Source organism: Micromonospora sp. WMMD730, from assembly GCF_049178955.1.
Lineage (GTDB): Bacteria > Actinomycetota > Actinomycetes > Mycobacteriales > Micromonosporaceae > Micromonospora > Micromonospora wenchangensis.
Window position 1 is genome coordinate 1,304,911 of the sequence record NZ_JBMHML010000002.1, and the last position, 24,215, is coordinate 1,329,125.

Genomic DNA, 24,215 nt, shown 5'->3' on the forward strand with positions numbered 1-24,215 from the left:
CCACCGTCGCCCAGCCGAGCCCGGAGCGTCCCAGTGCCACACCCGTTCGACATCGAGGAGATCTTCCCCGACGACGGGGACCACCCGGTGCGGCTGCCCCGACGGCAGGCCGGCAACTCGCCCCAGGGCGTCGCGGTGACCCTGCTGGCCGACTACACGCTGCGTACCCGGGCGTGGCTGCCGTCCGCCGCCATCGTCGCGCTGCTCGCCGAGTCCGACGTCAGCCTCGCCGGCGCGCGGACCGTGATCAGCCGGCTGGCCCGCCGGGGCGTACTGGAGGGCAGCCGGCAGGGGCGGCGCAGCTCGTACCGGCTCAGCCGGTCCGCCGCCGTCAGCCTCTCCGTCGGCGGCAGCTGGGTGATGGCCGCGACCACCACCACCCAACCGTGGGACGAGTGCTGGACCCTGGTCGCGTTCTCCCTGCCCCAGGAGCGCAGCGCGCAACGACGCGCCCTGCGCGGCCAACTCCGGTGGCTGGGCTACGCGCCGCTGTACGACGGACTGTGGATCTCGCCGCACGAGCTGACCCCGAAGGCACGGGCCCAGCTCACCCAGCTCCACCTCGGCGCGGTCACCGTGTTCCGGGGCCGTCGGATCGACCTCGACGCGGTCGCCGGCCGCGACCCGCTCGACGCCTGGGACGTCGCGGCGGTCGCCGAACAGTACGAGAGCTTCCTGCGGCGCTGGCGGCCCCTGCTGCCACGGATCGCCGCCGGCCGGGTCGACGGCGCCGAGGCGGTCCGGGCCCGCACCGAGGTGATGGACACCTTCCGGCGGTTCCCCACCCTCGACCCGCAGCTACCGCTGCGGCTGCTGCCCGCCGGCTGGCTGCGCGGCCCCGCCCGGGAGACCTTCGCCGCCGTCTACGACGGGCTCGCCGACACCGCCGAGCGGCACGTCCGGGCCGTCGTCGCCCGGTTCGCCGACGGCGCGCAGGCCGCCGACGTGCGGGCGCACAGCACCGCCGACCTCCTCGCCGGGGTGTGCGCCACCGATGCCCGCAGTTCCGCCCCACCCGCAGCCGCCACCGACCTGGCGGAGTCGTCCCCGTCGCACTGACCCGGCCGGCCCCGGCGCTAGAGTTTCAACCCCTCGACGGTGCCCAGGTCGTACCAGGTGAGGGAGAAGAGGTCGTCGCCGGACGGCACGACCGGGAACACGCCCCAGCTCTCCAGGACCGCCCCGGGCCGCAGGGTGAAATCCGTGCCGGGCCGCTGCGACGCGCAGTACGTGTCGACCGGGAAGACCTGCCGCCCGTCGGCCATCGTCAGATGCGACGACTGGAGATCCGCCGTCCGGGCCGGGCAGCTGAGCACCCAGCCGCCGGGGGACCGGGTCGCATAGCGCAGCTGCACCCGCAACGTTCCCGCCGTCACCTCCAGACCCGTGACGGTCGCCGTGTTCTGCCCGTCGTCGTAGAGCAGGCGACTCATCTGCCGTGGGCCGGCCTCCGGCGACGCCGAAGCGGCCGCCCCGGGCACGGCGGTCGACGGGGCGGGGCTGCCGGATGCCGGCTGCGTGGGCCCGGAGGGGGTGGCCCCGGCCGGTGCCGCCGCGTCCGGACCCGACCCGGTCGACTCCGGCTTGTTGAGCGTGAGCCAGACCACGGCGGCGGCCCCCAGCCCGACTATGACGACGACGCCGACGATCAACCCGACCAGATGCTTGCGCAACATCGATGATCCTTACTGCCGGTGAACAGGCTCCTTCCACGCTAGATCCCGGTGGCAAGATCCGCAGGTCGGCGGCCGTCGGCTCACGGGCGACGGGCCCGGTCCAGCACCTCCTCGGCGGTCAGCGGACTACGCGGGTGATGGGTCAGACACAGCGGCGCCTGGACCTTGGTGAACTCGCTCCCCTCGAGCGTCGCGTAGAACTGCCCTGTCCGTAGCCGTGCGACATCGCTGATCTCGCTGCCCTTGGCCCGGGCCAGTTCCTTCGCCGCGTCGATCTGGGCAGGGCTGTTCAGCAGGCCGAAGAACTGGGTCGCCGCGTTTCCGGGGATCTGGTTGTGTAGACCCTTCGGTGCCTGGGTTGCGAAGACTAGGCCGAGCCCGTACTTGCGGGCCTGCGATGCCAGCGCGAGCGTGCTCTGGGTGCAGGCGGTCAACGCCCCGGACGGGGCCAGGGTCTGCGCCTCGTCCATCACGAACAGCCCGCCGAGCGGCCGGTCCCCCGCCGGATTCCGCTTGATCCAGGCGAAGAGCGACAGTTGGAGTTGATTGACGAAACTCTGCCGTTGTTGGTCATCAGGTAGGCCGACGAAGCTGATGACCGACACCCGAGCCCGTCGGCCTGGCGGAGGAGTCAGGAGCACACCCGGGTCCACCGGTGCGCCGTTGCCGCCGAAGAGTGGGTCATTGACCATAGCCGCAGTCAGTAACTGAGCCATGTTCGCGCCCAGCCGAGGCGCATCGTCCAACAGGCTGACACCATCCGGGAGCGCGTTGAGCAAGCCGATGAAAGCCCGCAACTCGCTGCCTCCGGTCCGCGCGTAGCTCATGAGCGCTTCGCGGAGCACGGCACGGCCCAGTCTGGCCTTGTCCGTTCCGCCGTCCACTCTCGCATGCGGAGCGAGGGAGACCACGGCGGCGTCCACGCCGGCGGCGAACGCGTCCGGGTCGTCAAGAATGTCGGCGAAGTTCGGCAGCGGCTGGAAGGTCAGTGGCCGGCCACCTGTCAGGCGGGGAGTCCACACGGTCACCTCGGTCTGCGCGAGGTAGGCCGCTGCCCGATCGGTGTCCGTGTCCTCCCACGCGCCAGGTGGAGTGGGCCATCGGTCGCCAAGTCGGGCGAGGTCATTGTTCGGGTCGAGCACGATCGAGGAGACCCCTCGCAGGGCGCACTCCTCGACCAACCGCCGGATCAGAACTGTCTTGCCCGAGCCTGACCCGGCGAATATGGCGACGTGTCGTCGCAGCGCCTCCAGATCAATGCCCACGGGCGAGCCGTCTCTGACCATCCGCCCGATCGGCAGGGCCGCACCTGGAGTCGGGGCGACAGCCGATGCTGGAACGCCATCGCCCTCGGAACGCAGCGCCTCGGGCGGCATCGTCGTCTCGGACCGCCCGGCCGCCTCGGACGGTCCCACCACCGCTGGGGGACCGACCGGTTCGACGTGGGCGGCTGCCTCTGACGAGGTGGTGTCGGATGGGAGGGTGACATCGGCGAACGCTTGGCGGAAGATGACCACCTCATCGGCCGGGCAGCGGGTGATGAACCACTCCCGGAGACTCTCCAGCCCGAACTCGCCGATCAGATCACGCAGCGCCATGAGTCGGACCACATCCGGTTCATCGAAGGGCAGCGTTCTTCCCCCGGCGTCCTGGAACGCCTTGATGACCTCCTGGGTGCGGGTTCCCGGCGACCAGGCAGGCGTGCGGAGCAGGAAGAGCCGGCGTTCCGCCACCCCGGCGGTGAGCCCTGCGGTGGTGACGGCGTTCCGAATCCGGTTCAGGGCGGCGATGTGGTGCGGTGCGCGGACAGCCCGGAACGACCAGTGCTCCTGGCGTTCGGTCTCCTCGTCGACGTTGCGTCGCATCCGCGCATGGAGTGCGGGTTTGCCGCCGGCGCGAGGGTCGATGCTGAACGGTCGTGTAGTCGTGCCCTGCGCGGCGATCCAAGCAGTGAGACCGGCCGTGAGCAGTTCGGGTACCACCGCGTCCTCGGTCTCCGGCCGCAGCGCCGAGGAAGGATCCACCTGCGCGAGCAACTCGGCGAACCGGCTGTCGATCAGGCCTGGGTTTCCTTGACCCGCTGCCGGCCCGGAGGTCTCGTCAACCGTCCTGACCAGCACCCGTGCTGCGTGCGCGGACTGCGTCAGGTGTGCCATCTCGTGGACCTCGCCGACGGACAGGCAGGTCCGGATGTGTGCATCGACCGTGCGGAGCAACTCACGCGGGGTGAAGTCTACCGCCTCGTCGAAGGCAGCCGGCAACACCGGCCAGGTGTCGTACGGCGGAGTGAAGTCCACCTCCGCGAAACAGCGGGCGAATCGCCGAGCGACCAGATCCCGGGCGACCTCGGCGTTGGGCAGGCCGTTGAGCTGGATGGCCTCCCGGAAGCGGTCCTGGACCGTGTCCGTCGCCTCATTCTTGATCTTTGCCCACACCTGAGGAAGGCAGGAGACCACCGACAGCGACCGACGGGTGTGCTCCCGCAGGGCCATCAGCCCACCGGCGATCTGCTCCAGCAACAACGTGGCCTGCCAGCGGGCCTGCTCGTCGTGGGCCTGCATCTTCTCGGACTGGTTGACCAAGATGTCGATCTGGTCGACTGCGACAACTGTCGGTCCGGTCAGGGCCAGGAGGCGAGACACATCGCGAACGACCTCCTGGGCGGACCGCTTCCCTCGTCGCATACCCCAGGCGGCCCGCTGACCGGCCTCCTCCTCGTCGTTCGAGCAGAGGAACTCGTAACCGATGTCCTGAAGCCGCGGATCCTCCGCGGCCTGGAGGACGAGGGCACGTATGGTGTCCTGGCACTCCATTCCAACCTGGCGGTTGAGCTTACGAGTCAGGTCAACGAAGGCGTCGAGATTCGGGCGGGTTAACTCGGTGTCCCCGATCACCGCCCGACGGACCGCCCGAGGTGCGCTGACCTGCTCTGCGAGTCGGCGCAGGAAGGTCCTGAGTTGGGTCTCCCCGCTGGGTAGCTCGCGGAAGAAGCCATCGAGGATGGACAGAGCCGTGCTGCGCCAGAACGCGCTTGCCTCTAGCAGGCTCACCAGGAAGAAGTAGCCTCCCTCGGCATGGACCTGCTCCCTGACCGCGCCCAACAGGTGGGTCTTGCCGGTGCCGCGGATACCGAGGATGGCGAAGCCGATCGGGCTGGAGTCGCCGGACTTCCTCGCCTCGGCGACCCCGTCGAGCACCTGGCGCAGAATGCTGTCATGCAGCGCCGGAACATGCACGTCGGTCAGTGGTTGCCAGACATCGTCCGGGGTGGGAGCCCAATCGAAGCGGAGCGCTGTCAACGCGCGCTGGTGTGCCTCGTCCATCACGAGGTGATGGAGATTAGGTGCCGGTCCTGGTTTCCGATGCGGACTGCTGCGGCGCGGTCCTCGGCCGTGAGATCTCCCTGCTGGGAGTTGGGGATGATCTGTACGTCCGGTTCACGGTTCATCCGAATGAGGGCGGCATCGATCTGGGCCTTGAGCGCGGTGCGCAGTTGGGTAAGAGGGAGCAGATCCCCGCTCTGTGCCACCGTCCCGTACGCCTCGCGGATGGCGGATGCCACGTCGAGTTGCGAGGTAGGGGGCTCAGCCTGGGCCGGAGTGAGGGTAGCTTCGTGGATGGCGAACCGTAGCGTGAACAACTCGGATGGCGCGACCTTCAAGTGATCAAGGAGACCTCGGAGGAAGCCCAGGGCGATGTAGAGCGCACCGCCGGCCGCGCCGGCCCGTGGCGGAACGCTTCCGCTCAACTCTTCAATCGCCTGACCCCACCCTTTCTCGGTGAGTTCCAGAACGAGCGGCTTCTCGGCGACGGTGATGAATCCACGATCGCGCAGATCATCGCGGTGTGGTCGACTCAGACTGATGCCGGCGGTGTTTCGCAAATAGGTGTTCGGCACAGCGCTGCCTTTGATCATCAGGGTGATCAGAACGAACCGCTGGACGGATGACAGCTCTGCGCCGGCCATGCGGACGCTCCTTCGGGCAGGGAACACGGATTTTGTCGAAGCCGACAAGCCGAGGGTTACTCGGCACCTCGCCGATTCTGCACACGGTGTGCGGACCGCGCAAGCTCCACGAATAGCTGCCGATATCCGACAGCTGATCGCTACCCGGTCAGGAAAACCGCTGCTCACCAGGGGTTTGGTAAGTCGAGAGGGGTGTGTGGTCGGGGCTCGTGGTCGGGTCCTGTGCGCTATGGTCGGCGACCTGTCCTGGTTGCTGCGGCCAGAGCCCGGCGCGCTGCCGACTGCCTGCCGATCCACCCACTTCGAGGCTGCGTGCGGATGAGCGACGAGAGGTGACGTAGGTGTCCTCAGAGGTTGTCAGTTACGAGTTGACCGACACGTCGACGGTACGGTTCGAGATCGAGCCGGTCGCTGGTTTCCAGCCCGCTGGAGTAGGGGACATCGCCGGCTGTGTGAAGGACGCCGCAGGCCCGGCGATCGAGGCTGCCCGCGAAGTGCTCGAGCAGGTCAGATCCCTCGCCCCCGATGGAGTCGACGTCAAGTTCGGTATCAAGGTGACCGGCACCACGAACTGGTTGGTGGCCAAAGCCGCCACCGAGGGAAACTTCGAGATCACCCTCTCCTGGCGGCCGGGAAACCCGTTGGCCGGTGTCGATCGGGCGGAGGGCTGAGAGCGGTGCCGCGATGACCGCGCCGGTGGACCCCTGGGCCGTCGCCCTCCACATCGGCGGGCGGAGCGTGAAGCCGCCGATCGGCTCCGGAGTGGTGATTGACACCAATCTTGTGCTGGCCTGCGAACACGTGGTGTTCCACAACGGCGCGCTGCGAGACGATCTGTGGGTGTCGTTCCCCAGGGCCGCAGGAGTCGGCTACTGGGACCGGCGACAGGTGGGGCAGTGTCTGCACAACGGCCGAGTGGATAAAAACGTCGATCTGGTCTTGCTGGAACTCGTCGAACCGGTGCCCGCATCGGTCATCCCCGCCAGGCTGCGCTGCCTCACGTCAAAGGAACTGGTGGAGAAGCCGTGGTGGGCGTACGGCTTCCCGGCGCACACCGAGGGTGGTCGTTCCGCCCAGGGGACGATCCGCTCCGAAGGGGGATGGGGTCGGGTCCACCTGGTGCCCGACTCCGGCACCGAGGTGGTCGGCGGCTTCAGCGGGGCGGGACTCTGGTCCCCCGACTACCAGGCGGTCGTCGGCATCGTCATCGAGGCCGCCGGCCAGACGGGTGACGGGCACGCGCTCACCCTTGCCCACGCCGAGGAACAACTACCAGAGTTCAAGCTCTCCGCGTTGGCCGCATGGCGTGCCGAGGACGCGGGTGACTCCGCCCTTGCTGCCTGGGGCTGGTCGCTCAGCAGTGACGAGGAGGCAGGGCGACACTGGTCGCCCCGGGCGCGTGGAGTGGCGTCCAACACCGAGGGAGGATCGCGCTTCCGCGGTCGTACTGCGGCGCTGCGCCGGGTGATCGACTGGCTCGACCAGCCGCTTGCCGCCGGCCGTCCCCTGGTCGTCACGGGGTCACCCGGGGTCGGGAAGTCAGCGGTGCTGGGTCGGATCGTGACCACGGCGGACTCCAATTTTCGCGCCATGTCCCCCGCCGACGACACAGCGGAGCAGGCGACCGTCGGCTCGGTCTCCTGCGCCGTACACGTCAAGGGCAAGACGGCCTTGGAGGTGGCGACGGAGATTGCCCGGGCCGCCGCCGTGGCGCTCCCGGCAGCCCCGGTGGACCTCGTACCCGCTCTGCGGGACCGGTTGGCATCCCATCGGGACCGCTTCACCCTGGTGATCGACGCGCTCGACGAGGCGGTCGCGCCGCAACACGCGCGGACCCTGATCAACGACGTGCTCGCTCCGCTCGCCCGGGCGGTCGGCGTGCAGGTCGTCGTCGGGATGCGGCGGGCCGACGGCCGCGGGGACCTGCTTACCGAGTTCGGGAGCGACGTGGAGATCGTCGACCTAGACGCGTCCGAGTTCTTCGCCGAGACGGACCTTGCCGACTACGCCCAAGCCACGCTTCAACTACTCGGGGCGGAACGTCCTGACAACCCATACCGGGATGCCGAGGTCGCAGCGCCAGTCGCCCGCCGGATCGCCAGCCTGGCCAACGGGAACTTCCTTGTTGCCGGACTGATCGCCCGTGCCCGTGCTCTGCGGGACACCGAGGCCGTCGCGCCGCACCGGGTCGACTTCACCGCCACGGTTGCGGATGCCCTTGACACCTACGTGGCGGGGCTGCCACCGATCGGTGTGTTGCCGGCCCGGTTGGCGCTCACCGTGCTCGCCTACGCCGAGACGCCGGGTCTGCCGATCGCTCTCTGGCAGGCGGGGACCGAGGCGCTCGGTGGGATAGTGAGTGGACCTCAGCTAACCGAGTTCGCCCGGACGTCGGCGGCGAACTTTCTGGTTGAGTCGGGCGGTGCAGGCAACCCGACCTACCGCCTGTTCCACCAGGCCCTCAACGAGGCCCTACTGGCCAACCGGGAGGAGGTGGGCGTTCGGTTGTCCGACGAACGACAGCTCGTGCGGACCTGGATGACACTGGGTTGTTCGGTTGGTTGGGAGGCTGCCCCTGAATACCTGCTCCGCTCGTTGCCCCAGCACGCCGCGCATACCGGCCTGGTGGACGAACTGCTGACCGACGACGGCTACCTGCGGCACACCCACCTCGACCGACTGATGCCGGTCGCCGAATCCGCAACCGGGCCGGTGGCGCGAGCCCGCGCCCAACTGCTGCTGCGTACCCCGGCCGCACTGGCCGCCCGTCCCACAGAGCGGGTCGCCCTCTGGTCGGTGGTCGATCGGCTCGACCAGCTCGGTGGGGAGGTACCCGCCGACGATGCCCCGTACTTCGCCCGCTGGGCGAACACCCCCGCCCGCACCGAGCGTACCGTGCTCGAAGGGCACTCCCAAGCGGTACACGACGTGTGCGCGGTGCCGGTAGGCGGCCGTCACCTGTTGGCCTCGGCGGGGGAGGACGGCACCGTTCGGCTCTGGGATCCACTGACAAACCAGAGTGAGTACGCCTTCGACTGCCATGACGACTGCGTCCGAGCCGTTCATGCGGTGCACCTCGGCAACGAAGCACTTGTAGCCACGGGAAGCCACGATGGCACCGTCGCCCTCTGGGACCCGCTCACCGGGCTGCGGATGCACGAACTGCGCGGACACCAGGACTGGGTCCGCAACCTGTGCACCGTGCGGACAGCGGACGGCCCACTGCTGGCCTCGGCAAGTGATGACCGCACCGTCCGTCTGTGGGACCCCGTCACTGGAACGTTGCGTCACCTCCTGACCGGCCACCGGGGGTGGGTGACCGCTGTGACGGAGGTGCCAGTGGCGACAGGGTCGCTCCTCGCCTCCACCGGATTCGACGGAACGATCCGGCTCTGGAACCCGTTAAATGGCCGGCAGATGCGGGTATTGGGCGGCCATGGAGGCTGGGTGACCACCCTGTGTTCGGTGCGCTCCTCTGGGCGGGTGCTGCTGGCCTCCGCCGGCTACGACGGGGTGGTACGGCTGTGGAATCCGCTCGACGGTGAGCTGGTCAACGAGTTCTCGGTCGGCGGCAGACCTCTCACCGACCTCTGTGCTGTCGACGGTGACGACACGTGCCTGCTCGTTGCTACGGGTGAGGACGGCGTGATCCGGCTCTGGGACGCCAGCACCGGCCAGCACCAGAACAGCCTGCGCGGACAATCCGACTGGATCCGGGCGGTCTGCGAGATTCCGATGGCGGATCGGAAGCTGATCGCGACGGCCGGTGATGACGGGATGGTGCGACTGTGGGATCCCCGCAGCCTGACCGCCGCCCCGGTGGTCAGCGGCGGGTGGTCCGGACCGGTCACCGCCGTCTGCGCGGTACCGACGGAAGGTGCGGAAGGTGCGACGCTCGTCGCGTCGGCCGGTCTGGACGGCTCGGTGCGGCTCTGGTCACCGATCGACGGTAGCTCTCGGGGGGAACTGCCGCCTGTGGGTATCGACGGCGCGATTCATGACCTGAGCATCATCGACGACGAACCGCGCCAACTGGCTGCCGCCCATGAGAACTACTCCGTGCAGCTCTGGGAGGTCGACTCGGGTCAGGCTGGCTGCCGAATGGCGGAGCACTACGGTGCGGTCAACGCGGTTCGGGCCATCCGGACGGCGGCCGGGGTGACCATGGCCTCGGCCGGGGAAGACGTGACCATCCGTCTGTGGCATCCGTTGCGGGGCAGCATCCGCAATCGACTCACCGGGCACAGCGACTGGGTGACAGCGCTGGCGGTCGTTGAGTCGGCGGAGGGCGAGGTGCTCGTCTCCGGCGACAAGAGCGGCGTCATACGGCTCTGGAACGACGACGGGAGCCAGCGGTGGCAGCAACTCGCCCACCACGACGCGATCACCGCACTGGGCGCGGTGCCACTCGAAGGTCAGGTGTGCCTTGCGTCGGCCAGCGCTGACCGGACCGTCGGGCTCTGGGACTGCGCAGATGGCCGTCGGCTGCATGTTCTGGCCGGACACACCGGCCAGGTAACCGGTGTGTGCGTGGTTCGGGTCGGCCAGCGGACCCTGCTGGCGTCCACCAGCCGCGACCGGACGGTCCGGCTCTGGGATCCGCTTACCGGGCGGGCTCTGCTGACAATTCCGGTTCATCACCCTGCGCTGACCTGCTGTCACGTTGACGGCACCCTGGTGGTGGGGCTCGATCGAGGGCTGCTGGCCCTGACCATCCGGCTTTGAAGCACTCCAAGCCCGACCCGGGTCGGTGCGACGGGCTACCCGGACCTGCCGGGTTTTCCGTCGGCGAGCGACTGCGCCCGGCGGCTCAGCGACTCGACGTGGGTGGTCAGCTCCCGTACCGCCGGCTCGTCGGCGTCGTCCAGGGTCGACAGCCGGTCGAGCAGGGCGGTGTGGTCGGCGGTCAACTGCCGGTAGCGTCGGACGAAGCTGCTGTCGTCGCCGTCGGGGCGGCTGCTCAGCAGGGCGTACGTCGGGTCGAGGTCGATGATCTGCTGGGCCAGGCCGGCGGTGGCGGCGCTGAGCGCGCTGCGGCTGTCGGTGCGTTCGTCGCGGCGGACCCGCCGGGCCGCCGCCAGCCGCCCGGCCCGCCGGCCGCCGAGGTAGAGCACCGACGCTCCGGCGACGACCCCGGTCACCGCCGCGGCGGCGAGCAGGAACCGGGGCAGCGACGGGCTGATCGTCCGCGCCCCGTCGGGCACGGTGCCGGCCTTGACCAGCCGGTCGTAGTTGACGGCGATGACCTTCACGGCCTCCAGCGGGCGGTCGACGAACGTGTCGATGCCCCGACCGATGATCATCTCTGCGGCGGCGGCCTTGCCCAGGTTCTTCTTCTCGTAGCCGGGCACCAGGGCGCAGCCGTAGGTGTCGTAGTCGTCGCCGTCGCGGCTGAGCACCAGCACGACGGTCCCGTCGGCGGCCCGGTGCACCTGCTTGCAGGTGTCCCGCAGGTCGGCCCCGGGCGAGCGCAGGATCACCACCAGCCGGCGGTTGCCGATGACCCGTTCCGCCTCGGCCCGGTCCACGTCGAGCCCGGGGTCGGCGTAGAACGACGTGGTGCGCACGTGGCTGGCGATCGGGCCGTCCAGCGCCCCGCCGCTCCACACCGCCCAGCCGGCCAGCACCAGGCAGGCCAGCACGGCCAGGCCGAACGGGGTGCCGAGCAGACCGGCGACGCGTCCCCGTCCCGGACGGGCGGTGGCGGTCTGCGGGGACGGTGAACGTGTCATGACAGCCTGCCCCGCAGGTAGTTGTCCGGTCGGTAACTGGCGATGCCGACCTGGCGCGCGGTGTCGTCCAGCTCGGCCGCCGCCTCGTCGAGCAGGGTGCGGACGTGCCGGGCGGGCAGCTTCTCCTCCCACGCCGACCGGGCGGCCTGGAGTTTGACGATGCCCCGGGTCAGCGCCGGGTTGCTGCGGGCGTCGGTCAGCAGGGACACCTCGACGGCCAGCGCGGTCAACCCGGCAAGCCGGGTCGGCGCGGTGTCCCGCCGGCTGCCCAGCCGGCGGTCGGGCCGGCGCAGCGACCGGGCCGACAGCACCATGAACGCCGCCACGCAGCCCGCGAAGAGCCACGGCAACGCCGGCAGCGCCACCCGCAGCGGGTCGGCCGGCCGGTACGGCAGGGGCCGCTCGAACAGGCCCGCGTAGCGGATGTCGGTCACCCGGTTGAGGTAGACGCCCAGCACGTTGCGCTGCGGATAGTCGGAGCGGCTGAGCACACCGGCGAACTGACCGTAGAAGCTCGCCCCGGCCAGCTCCGCGAAGTCCGCCGCGCCGGGCCCGTGGTATTCGATCCAGAGCCCGTACATCAGCACGATCGGCTGGTCGGGGAACCGGGCGCTCAGGGCGGGGCCGTACCGGGGCAGGGGTTCGCCGTAGCGTTGCACGGGCAGCGCGACGTACCAGGCGCCGTCGGGGAAGGCGTTGCGGGCGGCGGTCTCGGGCACGTCGGTGAGGGTCGCGCCGGGCGCGATGTGCCGGCCGGTCGCCCGCAGGTCGGTCAGGACGGTGGTCAGCTCCGGCCCGCTCGGCTCGCGCCAGCGCAGCTCGTCCCGGTCGGCCGGGGTGGACTCCTTGCGCAGCGCGGTGATCAGGGCGATCAGCAGGTCGGTCACGTCCCCGGTGGCGAACTGCGCCCGCCAGGCGGGCAGCCGGTCGGAGCTGGCCTGGTAGAAGCCGCCGCTGACCTCGGTGCCGATCACCCGGATCGTAGCGTTCTCCACGTCCCGGACCCGCTCCCGTTCATCTTTGTCCAGGCCCGGAGGGGCGACCAGGATCCGGGTGTCGCCGGCCACCTCCCGCACCCGCTGCTCGTTCCAGTACGCCACCGAGCCCGGCAGGCGGACCACCGGCGCGGCGGCCACCAGCGCGGTCATCTCGTCCACCGACGGCACGGTGGCCCGGTCGGAGGTGCCGGCGCCGCCCGTCTCGACGCCGGCCGTCGACGCCGGTGACCGGCCGTAGCTGACGTCGATGCTCTGCTGCCGCTGGGCGAGCAGGAAGACCACCAGGACGAGCACGGCGAGCCCGAGCAGCGTCCAGCGCAACGGCTCGGCCAGGCGGCGGTACCTGCCGGCGTTCACCGGTGCTCCCGCCACAGCCGGTCGGCCTGCCGGGCGTGCTCGGCCGCCGCCCGCGCCGCGTCCACCCCGCCGCGTGCACCCGCGAGCGACTCGGCGCGGGTCAGCAACCGTTCCGCCTCGGGCACCCGGTCGGGGGCCGCGTCCCGGCTGACGGCCGCGCTGTCGATCGCCGCCCGCGCGGCCGACCAGGCGGTCCGTCGCTGCTCGGCGCGGGCCCGCCGGTGGGGCAGCAGGGTGGTCGCCACGCCTGCGGCCACCAGCAGCACCGCGCCGGCCAGCCAGAGCAGGGAGGGGTCTGCCATGGGCTCCAACCGTTCGCCGGGGTCCGGGGGACGGCCCCCGGGGGTGGTCCGACCGAGTCTCGCCGATCGGGTCAACCCGCGCCACACGGGCCCCGACCAGGGCGGTTGTCGCTGCTAAGGGTGGTGCGACGGTGATCGTGAGTACGGGTGCTCATCCGGTGGCCGACCCCGCCGACGATGATCGGGGCGTGCAGATGACGCGTACCCGTACCCTCCTCGCCGGTGTGCTGCTCGCGGCCGCGACGATCGGCACCTGGGTGGCCTGGCTGGGGTGGGAGAGCGGCTACTCGACCGACCCCCGCACCGGCGCGACCACCGGCCCGTACGCGGTCTGGCAGGTGGTCGGCGCGGTGCTCACCCTGGTCGTGGTCGCCGCCGTCGCCGGCTGGCTGCTCAGCCCGGTGCTGGTGGCGCCGGTGATGACGGTTGCGTTCACGGCCGCCTGGTCGGGCCACGCGGCGGCCACCGACGATTCCGGGCTGTGGGTGGTGGGGGCGGTGCTGGTGCTGTTCGGCACCGGCGTCGGCAGCACCCTGGTCAGCCTCGGCACCCATCTGCTCCGCCGCCGCACCCGGTGACCGCACCGCCGGCCCTGCTGGCGGATTGCCGACAGGACGCCCGGGGCCGGTAGGGGGCACTGTTGACGCAGGTGGATGGGGGTGTGGCCGGGGAGGCGCGGCGCACCCGCCCGGCCGGCCGGTGGTGACCGCGCCCGGCCGCCACCGCCCGGTCCGGACAACGACGTCACCATCTCCGGCCGGCGGGCGTCGCGTCCGTCGACCGGGCCAGCAAGGAAGGAGGGGCCGGGATGGCCGCTCCCACCGTGACCGCCAGCCTCGACGCCTCGACCTACTCCCCGGGTGAGCCGATGACGCTCACCGTCGGCTACGCCGACCCGGACACCCGCCCCGTGACCGTCACCATCGTGCTGACCGACGCGGACGGCAACAGCAGCGCCCCGGTGCGGGTCACCGCGGTGATCGACCCGCTCGGCGTCGAGGTCGCCGACGATGCCGGCCGGGCCTGGACGAGGGTCTCGGACACCGGGACGACCGCCGTGTACCGGGCGGTGGCCTGATGCCCCGGGTCACCGTGACGGTACGTGACCAGGGTGGACGTACCGCCAGCGCGGCGGTCGACTACGCCCTGGCGCCCCCGGTGTGGGGTGGCTACTACCTGGCCGGCAACGCCGACCCGACGGGGGACATGGTGGGCGGGAACTTCCGTTCGCTGACCCAGTACCGCAGCCTCGCCGACGCCTACGTCTTCCCCGGCTACGGCATGTCCTGGCTGCGTGATCTCGGTCGGGCCGGGGTCGCGCCGAACATGGTGCTGGAGTTGAAGCACTACGGCGCGGGTAGCCCCGGCGCGCAGACGTTCACCGTCGACGGGGTGAACTGGACCGTTCCCGCGCCGGCGATGACCATCCAGCAGCGTCCGGGCACCACCTGGCCCCGGGCGTACGGGTACGGGCAGGTGCTCGCCGGTCAGTGCGACGGGCTGCTCGCCCGCGCCCTGTCGCAGTACCGGACGCTGGGGTTCCCGGTGAACCTGCAACTCGCCTCGGAGTTGGACACCGACCACGAGTTCGGCACCACCGAGTCGGGGGTGTCGTTCACCTGGGCCGAGTCGGACGCCCGCGCGGTGCAGGCGCTGACCTACGTGGTGAACTGGCTGCGGGCCCGGGGCCTGCCCGCCGGCACCACCTTCTCGGTCGGCTCGGGCGGCTTCGACCGGGCCGCCTTCCGGCGTACCCATCCGGAGGCGTTGATGTCCCGGGTGGATTTCCTCCAGTGGAACGTCTACGCGACCGACCCGACCCACACCGCGCTGGGCCGGTTCCGCCGGACGCGGGACTGGGCGGTGGCGGACCTCGGGCCGGTGGCGCTCTCCCGACCGGTGATCATCGCCGAGTGGGGGGTGCAGGCGTCCGCCCTTCCCGACCAGGCGGCCTGGATCGCCACCGTGCCACCGGCCCTGGCCCGGCTCAACGCGGAGCGGGGGCCCCGGATCGTGCGGGCGAACTACTTCAACTCCGGCTGGGGCACCCTGACGCCGAAGCAGCCGGGCCTGGCCGCCCTGCGCGCCGCGTACGCGACCAGGCCGTTCGGCTGAGGCGCGGGGCGCGGGTCAGCCGTCGCCGAGCCGGCGGGCCGGGGCGGAACGCGCGGCATATGCCTGTCACGGTATATGAGCTGCCGGTGGAGCCCGGGCGGGTGCCCGCCCGGCTCCCTATGCTCGGGGCATGGAACTGCGGATCTTCACCGAGCCCCAGCAGGGCGCCACCTACGACCAACTGCTCACGGTGGCCCGCGCCGCCGAGGACGCCGGCTACGGCGCGTTCTTCCGCTCCGACCACTACGTGGCGATGGGGTCGTCCACCGGCGAACCCGGCCCCACCGACGCCTGGACCACCCTGGCCGGGCTGGCCCGGGACACCACCCGGATCCGGCTCGGCACGCTGGTCACGGCGGCCACCTTCCGGCTGCCCGGCCCGCTGGCGATCACCGTCGCCCAGGTCGACCAGATGAGCGGCGGCCGGGTCGAGCTGGGCATCGGCGCCGGCTGGTTCGCCGAGGAGCACACCGCCTACGGCATCCCGTTCCCGCCGGTGGGGGAGCGCTTCGACCGGCTGGAGGAGCAGCTCGCCGTCATCACCGGGCTGTGGGCGACCCCGGCCGGCGAGCGGTTCGACCACGCCGGGAAGCACTACCCGGTCAGCAACTCCCCGGCACTGCCCAAGCCGGTGCAGCAGCCCCGCCCGCCGATCCTGCTCGGCGGCAAGGGACCCAAGCGCACCCCGCGCCTGGCCGCCCGCTACGCCGACGAGTTCAACCTGCCCTTCGTCTCGGTCGAGGAGACGGTGGCCCAGTTCGGCCGGGTCCGCGCCGCCTGCGCCGAGGCCGGCCGCGACCCGGGAACCCTGCGCTGGTCCAACGCGCTGGTGCTCTGCTGCGGCCGGGACGACGCCGAGGTGGCCCGCCGGGCCGCCGTGATCGGTCGGGAACCGGCCGAGCTGCGGCAGAACGGCGTCGCCGGCACCCCCGCCGAGGTGGTCGACACGATCGGCCGGTACGCCGAGGCGGGCAGCGAGCGGATCTACCTCCAGGTGCTCGACCTGGCCGACCTGGACCAGCTGGAACTGGTCGCCGCCGAGGTGATGCCCCAGCTGTGACCCCGGCGGCCACCCACCGGTGGCGGTCGGCCGGGACGGTCAGTGGCGGCGGGCGCCCGGCTCGCGCAGCACCGTGTCCAACCGGCCGTCCCGGTCGCTGTCCAGGTAGGTGATGTCCGGTACGCCGTCGCCGTCCAGGTCGAACTGGACCACGTCGGCGATCCCGTCCCCGTCCAGGTCGGTCACCACCTGCGTCGAGCCGTCCAGGTGGTGGGTGACGATCGAGTGCGCCCCGCCCGGTGCCACCGGGGGCGCCGGCGTCGTCGTCGGTCCCGTCCGGTCCGGGTACGCCGACGGCGGGGCGCTCGCCGGCTCCAGGCCGACCCCGGTCGGGTCGATCTCCTCCTCGGACGGGTAGACGTCGCCGTGCAGGATCGGGTCGCGGTAGCTGCTCATCGCGCCATGGTTCCCCGTGGACGCCGCCGACAACCGTGCCGGATGATGCACCGGACCGCGCTCATCGACGGGGAGACGACGTGGAGCTGCACCGGGAACGGGGCCGGCAGGTGTTGCCGGCGGTGTGCGTACTGGCCGGGACGGTGCTGTTGGCCACCGGCGGCGGGCTGCTACGGACGGCCACCGCCCTCGGGGGCGTCGCGCTGGGCGGGGTGGGGCTGGCCAACGGCCTGCGACCGTTCCGGTTCGTCATCGACGCCGACGGGCTGACCGTACGCCGACGGGGGCTGCGGCGTCGGCTGCCCTGGGCCGAGCTGGCCCTCGTCGTGCTCGACCGCCGGGCACCCGGCACCGGCGGGGTGCGGCTGCTCGGCGTACCCGTCGAGGGCGTCGGGTTGCCGCCCGACGCCCGGGTCGACGGCCGGCCGGCGACCGAACTGCTCGACCTGGGCCAGGTGCGGGAGAACCCCGACGAGATCGCGGCGGCCCTGGCCCGGTACGCCGGCGACCGGTTCCGCGACGACCGCGACGTCGCGGTCCGTTCCGGCACCGAGTTCGGCGTCGGACTGCGCGGGTACAGTTCCGACGTGGTCGACACACTGGTGGGACACGCCCGCGCGGCACTGGACTCGGACGACCCGGCGCGCCGTCGGGCGGCCCGCGACGAGCTGGCCGCCGCCCGGGCGCAGGGCCTGCCGGTCGCCCTGCGCGGCTACGACGTACGGCAGGTCGACGCGGCGCTGGACGACCTGCACGCGGCGCTGGCCGAGGGCGGCGACGCGTGAGCGGGGTGCCCCGGCACAACTGGGCCGGCAACGTGCACTACGCCGCCCGTGCCTTCCACCGGCCGACCACCCTCGACGAGCTGCGCCGGCTGGTCGCCGGCAGTGACCGGGTGCGGGCGGTCGGCAGCGGCCACTCGTTCAACCGGATCGGCGACACCCCCGGCGACCTGGTCTCGCTGGCCGGGTTGCCGCCCACCGTCGAGGTCGACCGGGAACGCGGCACCGTCACCGTCGCCGCCGGGCTGCGCTACGGGGACGTGGCGACCCGGCTGCACGAGCAGGGGCTGGCCCTGGCCAACCTCGCCTCGCTGCCGCACATCTCGGTGGCCGGGGCGGTCGCCACCGGCACCCACGGCTCCGGCGACGGCAACCGCAACCTGGCCGCCGCCGTGGCCGGTCTCGAACTGGTCACCGCCGACGGGGACGTGCTCACCGTGGACCGGTCCGCCGGTGACCGGTTCGCCGGCATGGTCGTGTCGCTCGGCGCGCTGGGCGTGGTCACCCGGGTCACCCTGGACGTGCTGCCCACCTTCACCGTCCGCCAGTACGTCCGCGAGGGCCTGCCCGTCGGCGCGCTGGACGCGGCGCTCGCCTCGGCGTACAGCGTCAGCGGGTTCACCACCTGGCGCTCGACGGACATCGACCAGCTCTGGCGCAAGCAGCTCGCCGACGCCCCGCCGCCGGAGCCGGACTGGCTCGGCACCACCCCGGCCGACCGGCCGGCGCACCCGGTGCCCGGGATGGACCCGGTGAGCTGCACCCCGCAGTTCGGCGAGCCCGGCCCGTGGCACGAGCGGCTGCCGCACTTCCGGCTCGGCTTCCTGCCGAGCAGCGGCGACGAACTCCAGTCCGAGTACCACCTGCCCCGCTCGGCCGGGGCCGGGGCGCTCGCCGCGCTGGCCGGGATGCGGGAGCGGATCGCGCCGGTGTTGCAGATCTGCGAGCTGCGCACCGTCGCCGCCGACGAGCTGTGGCTCAGCCCCAACCAGGGGCGCGACACGCTTGCCGTGCACTTCACCTGGGTCGACGACGCGGCGGCGGTGCAGCCGGTGCTGGCCGAGGTCGAGTCCCGGCTCGCCCCGTTCGACCCCCGGCCGCACTGGGGGAAGGTCTTCACCCTCGACCCGGCCGTCGTCGCCGCGACCTTCCCCCGGTACGCCGACTTCGCCGCCCTGCTCACCGAGCTGGACCCGGCCGGGGTGTTCCGCACCGACCTGCTCGACCACTACTTCCCCCGCGCCTGACGGGTCGGCCGTCGGGGTCGACCCGGGTGGGGGCCGGTCCGGGGTGGGGGTGTCCCGAACCCCGTCGCGGCACGGGCCGGCCCGGCGTCACGGACTCGCGGCCGGTCGACGTGCCGCTCAGACGACAGCCAGGTAGCACCCCGCCGCGAGGAGCACGCCGGTGACCGCTCCGGCGAACACCTGGGCGACGGTGTGCGCACCGAGATGCACCCGGGACCAACCGATCAGCACCACGACCAGCATCCCGACGGCCGCCACCCCGACTGCCGACGCCGGCCCGACCAGCAGGACCAGCACGGTGCAGGCACCGGCGGAGACGGCCGTGTGGGCGCTCATCTTCCACACCTGATTGACGGCGGTGGTGCCGGCCAGCACGACCAGCATCACCGCGATCACGGCGACCAGCGGCCGGGGGGCGTCCAGGGCCACGAACAGCACCAGCCCTGCGGCGACCGAGGCGACACCGACCAGCAGGACGCCCCGGCGCTGCTCGCGGCGGCTGAGGTGATGGTCGGTGACCCGGCCGGTGTGCTTGGCGTAGAGGATCGCCCCGAACGGCACCACGGCGGTGAACAGCGCCGCGAGCGCTCCCCACCCGAGGCCGGCGGGGACGGTCCGGGCGGCGACCACCGCGACGACGACGGGCATGGCAGCCGCCCACACGGCGGGCTGGAGCACCTCGGTGACGGCCCGGGCGATCCGCGTCGCGGTGCGGGTGACACCGGTGGTGGCGTGTTCTGTCACAGGCTCCCCCCCCTCGTTCAATAGTCGTCATTCTGTCGTCGTCGACGGTGCCGGAGATTCGTCGGGGTCATTCGGAGACCATGTCATCGGTCCCGGGACCCGTGAGCGGAAGGAGATCAGGTGCTGGAGCGGCTGAACGAGGCCCTGGCGTACGTGGAACGGCACCTCGACGCACCGGTCGAGGTGGCCGACCTGGCGCGGATCACCCTCACCTCGGAGTACCACTTCCGGCGGATGTTCTCGGCGTTGGCCGGGATGTCCCTGTCGGAGTACGTCCGCAGGCGGCGGCTCACCGTCGCGGCGGCCGAGGTGCTGGCGGGTGAGCGGACGTTGCTCGACGTCGCGGTCCGCCACGGGTACGGCTCGACCGAGGCGTTCACCCGCGCGTTCCGGGCGATGCACGGCATCGGGCCGGGTGAGGCGCGGCGTACGGGGGCCGTGCTGCACTCCCAGCAACGGTTGTCCTTCCGGCTCGTCGTCGAGGGGAGTGGCAGCATGCGGTACCGGGTGGTGGAGAAGCCGGCGTTGCGGCTGGTGGGTCGGCGGGCCCGGGTACCCCTGGTGCACGAGGGGATGAACCCGGCGATCGTGGCGTTCGTCAAGGGCATCCCGGCGGAGACGACGGCCCGGATCGAGGCCCTGTCCGACCAGGAGCCGGCGGGCATCGTCAACGTCAGCGACCTGCTCGGCGAGGACCGGTCCGAGGGTGTCGAGCTGGACTACTGGTATGGCGCGGTGACCGGTGCGGACGTGCCGGACGACCTGGAGGCGCTCGACGTGCCGGCGGGGACCTGGGCGGTCTTCGCGACCTCCGGGGAGTTCCCGGCGGCCGTGCAGCACCTGTGGCGGGACGTGTTCACCCAGTGGTTCCCGTCGAACCCGTACCGGAGCCGGCCGGGCCCGGAGATCTCCAGTGTCCGCATCGCGGCCGGTGGCACCCACGCCGACGCCGAGCTGTGGATCCCGGTGGAGCGGGCCGGCACTCCCTGATCGACACCATTGTCGGCGATGTTGCGGGGTCCGCGCGCTGCGGATGCCGCAACATCGGCCCAGTTGCGGCCCGCCTGGCGGCCGGTGGTCACCTGGTGGGGTGGGGGTGCAGGGTGCTGCGTTGGACGGCGCGGCTGATGTCGCTGGGGGAGACGATGCCGACGAGTTGGTCGCCGGTCACCACCAGGGCGCGGCCGTCGGAGCACTCGCTGAGGCGGGGGAGCAGGTCGTTGAGCTGCTCCTCCGGCCGGGCCAACACCAGGTCGTCGGCCCGGCAGGCGACCTCGGCCAGCGTGGTGGCGGCCCGCCGGTCGGGCGGGACGCCGCGTACCCGGTCCAGGGTGACCAGGCCGACCGGTCGGCCGTCCTCGGTCAACGGCAGCGCCGTGTGCCGGTAGGCGAACAGGTAGTGGTCGACGAAGTCGGCGACGGTCATCTCCGCCGACGCGGTCTGCGGCTGCGGGGTCATCACCTCACCGACCCGCACGCCGGTCAGCGCGCTGCCCAGCCGGGCCTGGCGCTCCTCCATCCCGGCCGCGCCGATCAGGAACCAGCCGATCAGCGCCAGCCACAGCCCGCCCACCCCGTAGCCGGCCAGGAACTGCCAGATGCCCAGGCCGATCAGCAGCACGCCGAGCACCCAGCCGGCGCGGGCGGCCACCACCGACGCCCTGGCCCGGTCGCCGGTGGCCTTCCACACGGCGGCGCGCAGCAACCGACCCCCGTCCAGCGGGGCCGCCGGCAGGATGTTGAACACCGCCAGCAGCACGTTGATCCCGGCCAGCCAGGACACCGAGCCGAGCAGCAGCCCCTCCTGCCCGGCCAGCGCCAGCAGCACCGCGATCGCCCCGAAGAACACCCCGAGGAGCAGGCTGACCAGCGGGCCGACCCCGGAGATGCGCAGCTCCGCGCCCGGGTCGGCGGGCTCGCCGCGCAGCTCCGCGACGCCGCCGAACAACCACAGCGTGATCCCCTCCACCTGGAGGCCGTTGCGTTTCGCCACCACCGCGTGCGACACCTCGTGGGCCAGCAGGCCGACGAAGAAGACCACCGCCGCCGCGAGCCCGGCCAGCAGGTACGCCCAGCCGGGCCGGTCGGGGTACGAACGGGGGAACTGGTTGGCCGACAGCACCCACGCGATCAGCACGAAGATGAACAGGACGCTCCAGTTGACCCCGACGGGTACCCCCGCGATCCGGCCAAGCCGGAAGCTCGCCCTCATGCCCCGCTCATACCCGGCGCTGCCGCGCCCATGCCAGGCCGGCGCGACGGGTCCCCGCGTCCGGGCCCGGCCAGGGTCAGGGTCGAGGGCGGGTTGACCGGTCGGGAATACTGGACGGGGTGACGCTGATCGATGAGGGCGACGACCCGTACCGCTGGTTGGAGGAGCTGGACTCGGAGCCGGCCGCCGGCTGGGTCCGCGAGCGCAACGCGGCGACCGTCGCGGCGCTGACCGGCGACGACGCGTTCGCCGCGATGCAGGCCGAGATCCGGCAGGTGCTCGACGCCGACGACCGCATCCCGTACCCGGGCTGGCGTGGCGACGGGTACTACTACGACTACTGGCGGGACGCGGCGCACCCCCGGGGGCTGTGGCGGCGTACCACGCTGGCGGAGTACCGGCGGCCCGAGCCGGCCTGGGACGTGCTGCTCGACCTGGACGCGCTGGCCGCCGCCGAGGACGAGAACTGGGTCTGGGACGGGGTGACGGTGCTGCGGCCCGGCCACCGCCGCTGCCTGGTCAGCCTGTCGCGGGGCGGCAAGGACGCGGTGGTGGTCCGCGAGTACGACCTCGACACCCGCGCCTTCGTGCCCGACGGGTTCACCCTCGCCGAGGCGAAGAGCGACGTCACCTGGATCGACGTCGACCGGATCTACGTCGGCACCGACCTCGGCCCCGGCTCGCTGACCGTCTCCGGCTACCCGAGGGTGATCCGCCGGTGGCGGCGGGGCACCCCGGTGAGCGAGGCCGAGATCGTCTACGAGGGGCAGGCCGACGACGTCTCCGCGTACGCCTCGCACGACCCGACACCCGGGTACGAACGGGACTTCGTCGGCCGCAGCCTGGACTTCTACCGGACCCGCAGTTTCCTGCTGACCCCCGACGGCGGGCAGGTCCCGGTGCCGGTGCCCGAGGACGCCCAGTGGGACGTGCACCGGGAGTGGCTGCTGGTCCGGCTGCGTACCCCGTGGGAGGTCGCCGGGGTCACCCACCCGGCCGGGGCGCTGCTGGTGACCCGGTTCGACGACTTCGTCGCCGGGGGCCGCGACCTCACCGTGCTGTTCGAGCCCGACGAGCGGACCGCGCTGAGCTACCACGTCTGGACCCGGCACCACCTGATCCTGGCCACCCTGGTCGACGTACACCGACGGTTGGAGGTGCTGACCCCCGACGGCGCGTCGGGTTGGCGGCGGACGCCGCTGGCCGGGGTGCCGGAGGGCGACGAGCCCTGGATCGTGGACACCGACCCGGACCTCGGCGACGACTACCTGATCGCCTCCACCGGCTACCTGCGGCCGGCGTCCCTGCGGCTGGGCCGCGTCGGCGGACCGGTCGAGACCCTCAAGCGGGAGCCGGCGTTCTTCGACGCCACCGGCCTGACCGTGCGCCAGTTCTTCGCCACCTCGGCCGACGGCACCCGGGTGCCGTACTCCGTGGTCGGCGACCCGACGGCCGCCGCCGGGCCGACCCTGCTCACCGGGTACGGCGGGTTCGAGGTCTCGCTGACGCCGCACTACGACGGGGTGCTCGGCCGGGGCTGGCTGGCCCGGGGCGGCACCTACGTGGTGGCGAACATCCGGGGCGGCGGGGAGTACGGCCCGCGCTGGCACCGGGCGGCGCTGCGCGAGAACCGCCCCCGGGCGTACGAGGACTTCGCCGCCGTCGCCACCGACCTGGTGGCCCGGGGGATCACCACCGCGCCGCAGCTCGGCATCGAGGGCGGCAGCAACGGCGGGCTGCTGATGGGGGCGGTGCTGACCCGCTACCCGACCCTGGTCGGCGCAGTGGTGGCGAACGTGCCGCTGCTGGACATGCGGCGCTACCACCTGCTGCTCGCCGGGGCCTCCTGGACGGCCGAGTACGGCGACCCGGACGACCCGGCCGACTGGGCGTTCCTGCGCGGGTACTCGCCGTACCACAACGTGCGGGACGGGGTGACGTACCCGCCGGTCCTGTTCGTCACCTCGACCCGGGACGACCGGGTGCACCCGGGGCACGCCCGGAAGATGGCCGCGCTGCTGAGCGCGCACGGCCAGGACGTGTCGTACTACGAGAACGTCGAGGGCGGGCACGGTGCGGCGAGCAACAACGAGCAGCGGGCGTTCCTGTCGGCGTTGACGCTGCGTTTTTTGTGGCAGCGGTTGGGCGGCGGTGACGCCGGGTCGTGAGGGCGACAGGACCGACGTCAGTGCGTGTCACGCCCAGCCGAGCCTGATCATGATTCGCCACCACCGCTGAGGTCGATGTCCGGCGGACGCCTGCTCTCCCTCAGGTAGTCCCTGCGGGCACCGGGATCGTCCGGCCAGCGTGTCTTTGCGTAGTTGATCTGACGGGTGATGATCGAGTTCGCTATTGCGAACGTCGACACCAGCCAGGCCAGCATCAACACCGCGCACAGCAGGATGCGGAAGCCGCCTGCCCATTCGGTCGTGGATCTCCACACCTGCACAGGAATCCCGACGCACCCGAAGACCATCAGGGCGGCAGCACCGTAGCGGAGGTGTCCCAGGCTGCTGCCGCCCCTGCCCAGGTCATCATCTGCCATGTCTTGAAAGTAGCGACACGGATCAATCGAAGAACCTGGCTGTACGGCAATTCGGGCGACCCGGGTTCCGGACGACCGTGGC

The 24,215-nt window shown here is 71.9% G+C and carries 21 protein-coding genes; 11 read left to right on the plus strand and 10 right to left on the minus strand.

The features are described from left to right. Positions 1-33 precede the first annotated feature (33 nt). The gene (locus tag ACN265_RS05995; protein WP_421406305.1) at positions 34-1,059 is read left to right on the plus strand and encodes a PaaX family transcriptional regulator C-terminal domain-containing protein; all 1,026 of its coding nucleotides are present in this window, start codon (positions 34-36) and stop codon (positions 1,057-1,059) included. Positions 1,060-1,076: 17 nt separating this feature from the next. Here the strand turns inward: ACN265_RS05995 and ACN265_RS06000 are convergent, their stop codons facing one another. The 3 genes from ACN265_RS06000 to ACN265_RS06010 form a co-directional block, all read right to left on the minus strand. Then, entirely contained in the window at positions 1,077-1,676 is a 600-nt protein-coding gene (locus ACN265_RS06000; protein ID WP_421406307.1) for a hypothetical protein, read from the minus strand. An 80-nt stretch (positions 1,677-1,756) separates the two neighbouring features. Then, positions 1,757-4,999 (minus strand): ATP-binding protein, encoded by a 3,243-nt coding sequence (locus tag ACN265_RS06005; protein WP_421406308.1) that lies wholly within the window; start codon positions 4,997-4,999, stop codon positions 1,757-1,759. Further along, positions 4,999-5,643, minus strand: coding sequence for a hypothetical protein (locus ACN265_RS06010; RefSeq protein WP_204926353.1), 645 nt, complete (start codon positions 5,641-5,643; stop codon positions 4,999-5,001). Before ACN265_RS06010 ends, ACN265_RS06005 begins: the two co-directional genes overlap by 1 nt. 341 nt (positions 5,644-5,984) lie before the next feature. Here ACN265_RS06010 and ACN265_RS06015 point away from each other — a divergent pair, with 341 nt between their 5' ends. Both ACN265_RS06015 and ACN265_RS06020 read left to right on the plus strand, forming a co-directional pair. Then, on the plus strand, positions 5,985-6,314 hold the full coding sequence (locus tag ACN265_RS06015) for a CU044_2847 family protein (protein ID WP_204926354.1): 330 nt from the start codon (positions 5,985-5,987) through the stop codon (positions 6,312-6,314). 13 nt (positions 6,315-6,327) lie between these two features. Continuing rightward, positions 6,328-10,368, plus strand: a complete 4,041-nt coding sequence (locus ACN265_RS06020) for a hypothetical protein (RefSeq protein WP_421406309.1) — start codon at positions 6,328-6,330, stop codon at positions 10,366-10,368. A gap of 35 nt (positions 10,369-10,403) precedes the next feature. Here the strand turns inward: ACN265_RS06020 and ACN265_RS06025 are convergent, their stop codons facing one another. The 3 genes from ACN265_RS06025 to ACN265_RS06035 are packed head-to-tail and all read right to left on the minus strand — an operon-like array spanning position 10,404 to position 13,032. After that, entirely contained in the window at positions 10,404-11,375 is a 972-nt protein-coding gene (locus ACN265_RS06025; RefSeq protein WP_421406310.1) for a hypothetical protein, read from the minus strand. Next, positions 11,372-12,730 (minus strand): hypothetical protein, encoded by a 1,359-nt coding sequence (locus ACN265_RS06030; protein ID WP_421406311.1) that lies wholly within the window; start codon positions 12,728-12,730, stop codon positions 11,372-11,374. Before ACN265_RS06030 ends, ACN265_RS06025 begins: the two co-directional genes overlap by 4 nt. After that, a complete protein-coding gene (locus ACN265_RS06035) occupies positions 12,727-13,032 on the minus strand; it encodes a DUF6403 family protein (protein ID WP_377682013.1) in 306 nt (101 codons plus the stop codon). The genes ACN265_RS06030 and ACN265_RS06035 overlap by 4 nt, the downstream gene beginning before the upstream one ends. 131 nt (positions 13,033-13,163) lie before the next feature. Between ACN265_RS06035 and ACN265_RS06040 the strand changes: the two genes are divergently transcribed. From ACN265_RS06040 to ACN265_RS06055, 4 genes are all read left to right on the plus strand, one after another. Next, complete coding sequence (locus tag ACN265_RS06040; RefSeq protein WP_420116821.1) at positions 13,164-13,610, plus strand: hypothetical protein; 447 nt, start codon at positions 13,164-13,166, stop codon at positions 13,608-13,610. A 230-nt stretch (positions 13,611-13,840) separates the two neighbouring features. Further along, positions 13,841-14,110: a hypothetical protein gene (locus tag ACN265_RS06045; RefSeq protein WP_421406314.1), complete on the plus strand. Its 270-nt coding sequence runs from the start codon at positions 13,841-13,843 to the stop codon at positions 14,108-14,110. Further along, entirely contained in the window at positions 14,110-15,147 is a 1,038-nt protein-coding gene (locus tag ACN265_RS06050; protein ID WP_204926358.1) for a hypothetical protein, read from the plus strand. Before ACN265_RS06045 ends, ACN265_RS06050 begins: the two co-directional genes overlap by 1 nt. Positions 15,148-15,277: 130 nt before the next feature. Then, on the plus strand, positions 15,278-16,207 hold the full coding sequence (locus tag ACN265_RS06055) for an LLM class F420-dependent oxidoreductase (protein WP_204926359.1): 930 nt from the start codon (positions 15,278-15,280) through the stop codon (positions 16,205-16,207). A 39-nt stretch (positions 16,208-16,246) separates the two neighbouring features. Here the strand turns inward: ACN265_RS06055 and ACN265_RS06060 are convergent, their stop codons facing one another. After that, positions 16,247-16,603 carry a hypothetical protein gene (locus ACN265_RS06060; RefSeq protein ID WP_420116819.1) on the minus strand — a complete coding sequence of 119 codons (357 nt, stop codon included), beginning with the start codon at positions 16,601-16,603 and terminating at the stop codon, positions 16,247-16,249. A gap of 80 nt (positions 16,604-16,683) precedes the next feature. Here ACN265_RS06060 and ACN265_RS06065 point away from each other — a divergent pair, with 80 nt between their 5' ends. Then, positions 16,684-17,388, plus strand: coding sequence for a hypothetical protein (locus ACN265_RS06065; protein WP_421406316.1), 705 nt, complete (start codon positions 16,684-16,686; stop codon positions 17,386-17,388). A 5-nt stretch (positions 17,389-17,393) separates the two neighbouring features. Further along, on the plus strand, positions 17,394-18,632 hold the full coding sequence (locus ACN265_RS06070) for an FAD-binding protein (RefSeq protein WP_421411388.1): 1,239 nt from the start codon (positions 17,394-17,396) through the stop codon (positions 18,630-18,632). A gap of 117 nt (positions 18,633-18,749) precedes the next feature. Here ACN265_RS06070 and ACN265_RS06075 read toward each other — a convergent pair whose 3' ends face one another. Further along, positions 18,750-19,376 (minus strand): phosphatase PAP2 family protein, encoded by a 627-nt coding sequence (locus ACN265_RS06075; protein ID WP_421406318.1) that lies wholly within the window; start codon positions 19,374-19,376, stop codon positions 18,750-18,752. Positions 19,377-19,496: 120 nt separating this feature from the next. Between ACN265_RS06075 and ACN265_RS06080 the strand changes: the two genes are divergently transcribed. After that, positions 19,497-20,366 (plus strand): AraC family transcriptional regulator, encoded by an 870-nt coding sequence (locus tag ACN265_RS06080; protein ID WP_421406320.1) that lies wholly within the window; start codon positions 19,497-19,499, stop codon positions 20,364-20,366. 88 nt (positions 20,367-20,454) lie between these two features. On the opposite strand, the gene ACN265_RS06085 is transcribed toward ACN265_RS06080, so the two are convergent. Next, positions 20,455-21,588: a site-2 protease family protein gene (locus ACN265_RS06085; RefSeq protein WP_421406322.1), complete on the minus strand. Its 1,134-nt coding sequence runs from the start codon at positions 21,586-21,588 to the stop codon at positions 20,455-20,457. A 119-nt stretch (positions 21,589-21,707) separates the two neighbouring features. Between ACN265_RS06085 and ACN265_RS06090 the strand changes: the two genes are divergently transcribed. Next, positions 21,708-23,756: a prolyl oligopeptidase family serine peptidase gene (locus ACN265_RS06090; protein WP_421406323.1), complete on the plus strand. Its 2,049-nt coding sequence runs from the start codon at positions 21,708-21,710 to the stop codon at positions 23,754-23,756. Between the two features lie 47 nt (positions 23,757-23,803). Here ACN265_RS06090 and ACN265_RS06095 read toward each other — a convergent pair whose 3' ends face one another. Further along, positions 23,804-24,133 carry a hypothetical protein gene (locus ACN265_RS06095; RefSeq protein ID WP_420116813.1) on the minus strand — a complete coding sequence of 110 codons (330 nt, stop codon included), beginning with the start codon at positions 24,131-24,133 and terminating at the stop codon, positions 23,804-23,806. Positions 24,134-24,215 lie beyond the last annotated feature (82 nt).

What these genes read in the sequence shown, in the direction of transcription:
- ACN265_RS06000 (WP_421406307.1), bottom strand. Translation starts at nt 1,676, where the DNA reads ATGTTGCGCAAGCATCTGGTCGGGTTGATCGTCGGCGTCGTCGTCATA.
- ACN265_RS06005 (WP_421406308.1), bottom strand. Translation starts at nt 4,999, where the DNA reads ATGGACGAGGCACACCAGCGCGCGTTGACAGCGCTCCGCTTCGATTGG.
- ACN265_RS06010 (WP_204926353.1), bottom strand. Translation starts at nt 5,643, where the DNA reads ATGGCCGGCGCAGAGCTGTCATCCGTCCAGCGGTTCGTTCTGATCACC.
- ACN265_RS06020 (WP_421406309.1), top strand. Translation starts at nt 6,328, where the DNA reads ATGACCGCGCCGGTGGACCCCTGGGCCGTCGCCCTCCACATCGGCGGG.
- ACN265_RS06025 (WP_421406310.1), bottom strand. Translation starts at nt 11,375, where the DNA reads ATGACACGTTCACCGTCCCCGCAGACCGCCACCGCCCGTCCGGGACGG.
- ACN265_RS06035 (WP_377682013.1), bottom strand. Translation starts at nt 13,032, where the DNA reads ATGGCAGACCCCTCCCTGCTCTGGCTGGCCGGCGCGGTGCTGCTGGTG.
- ACN265_RS06045 (WP_421406314.1), top strand. Translation starts at nt 13,841, where the DNA reads ATGGCCGCTCCCACCGTGACCGCCAGCCTCGACGCCTCGACCTACTCC.
- ACN265_RS06050 (WP_204926358.1), top strand. Translation starts at nt 14,110, where the DNA reads ATGCCCCGGGTCACCGTGACGGTACGTGACCAGGGTGGACGTACCGCC.
- ACN265_RS06055 (WP_204926359.1), top strand. Translation starts at nt 15,278, where the DNA reads ATGGAACTGCGGATCTTCACCGAGCCCCAGCAGGGCGCCACCTACGAC.
- ACN265_RS06060 (WP_420116819.1), bottom strand. Translation starts at nt 16,603, where the DNA reads ATGAGCAGCTACCGCGACCCGATCCTGCACGGCGACGTCTACCCGTCC.
- ACN265_RS06085 (WP_421406322.1), bottom strand. Translation starts at nt 21,588, where the DNA reads ATGAGGGCGAGCTTCCGGCTTGGCCGGATCGCGGGGGTACCCGTCGGG.
- ACN265_RS06095 (WP_420116813.1), bottom strand. Translation starts at nt 24,133, where the DNA reads ATGGCAGATGATGACCTGGGCAGGGGCGGCAGCAGCCTGGGACACCTC.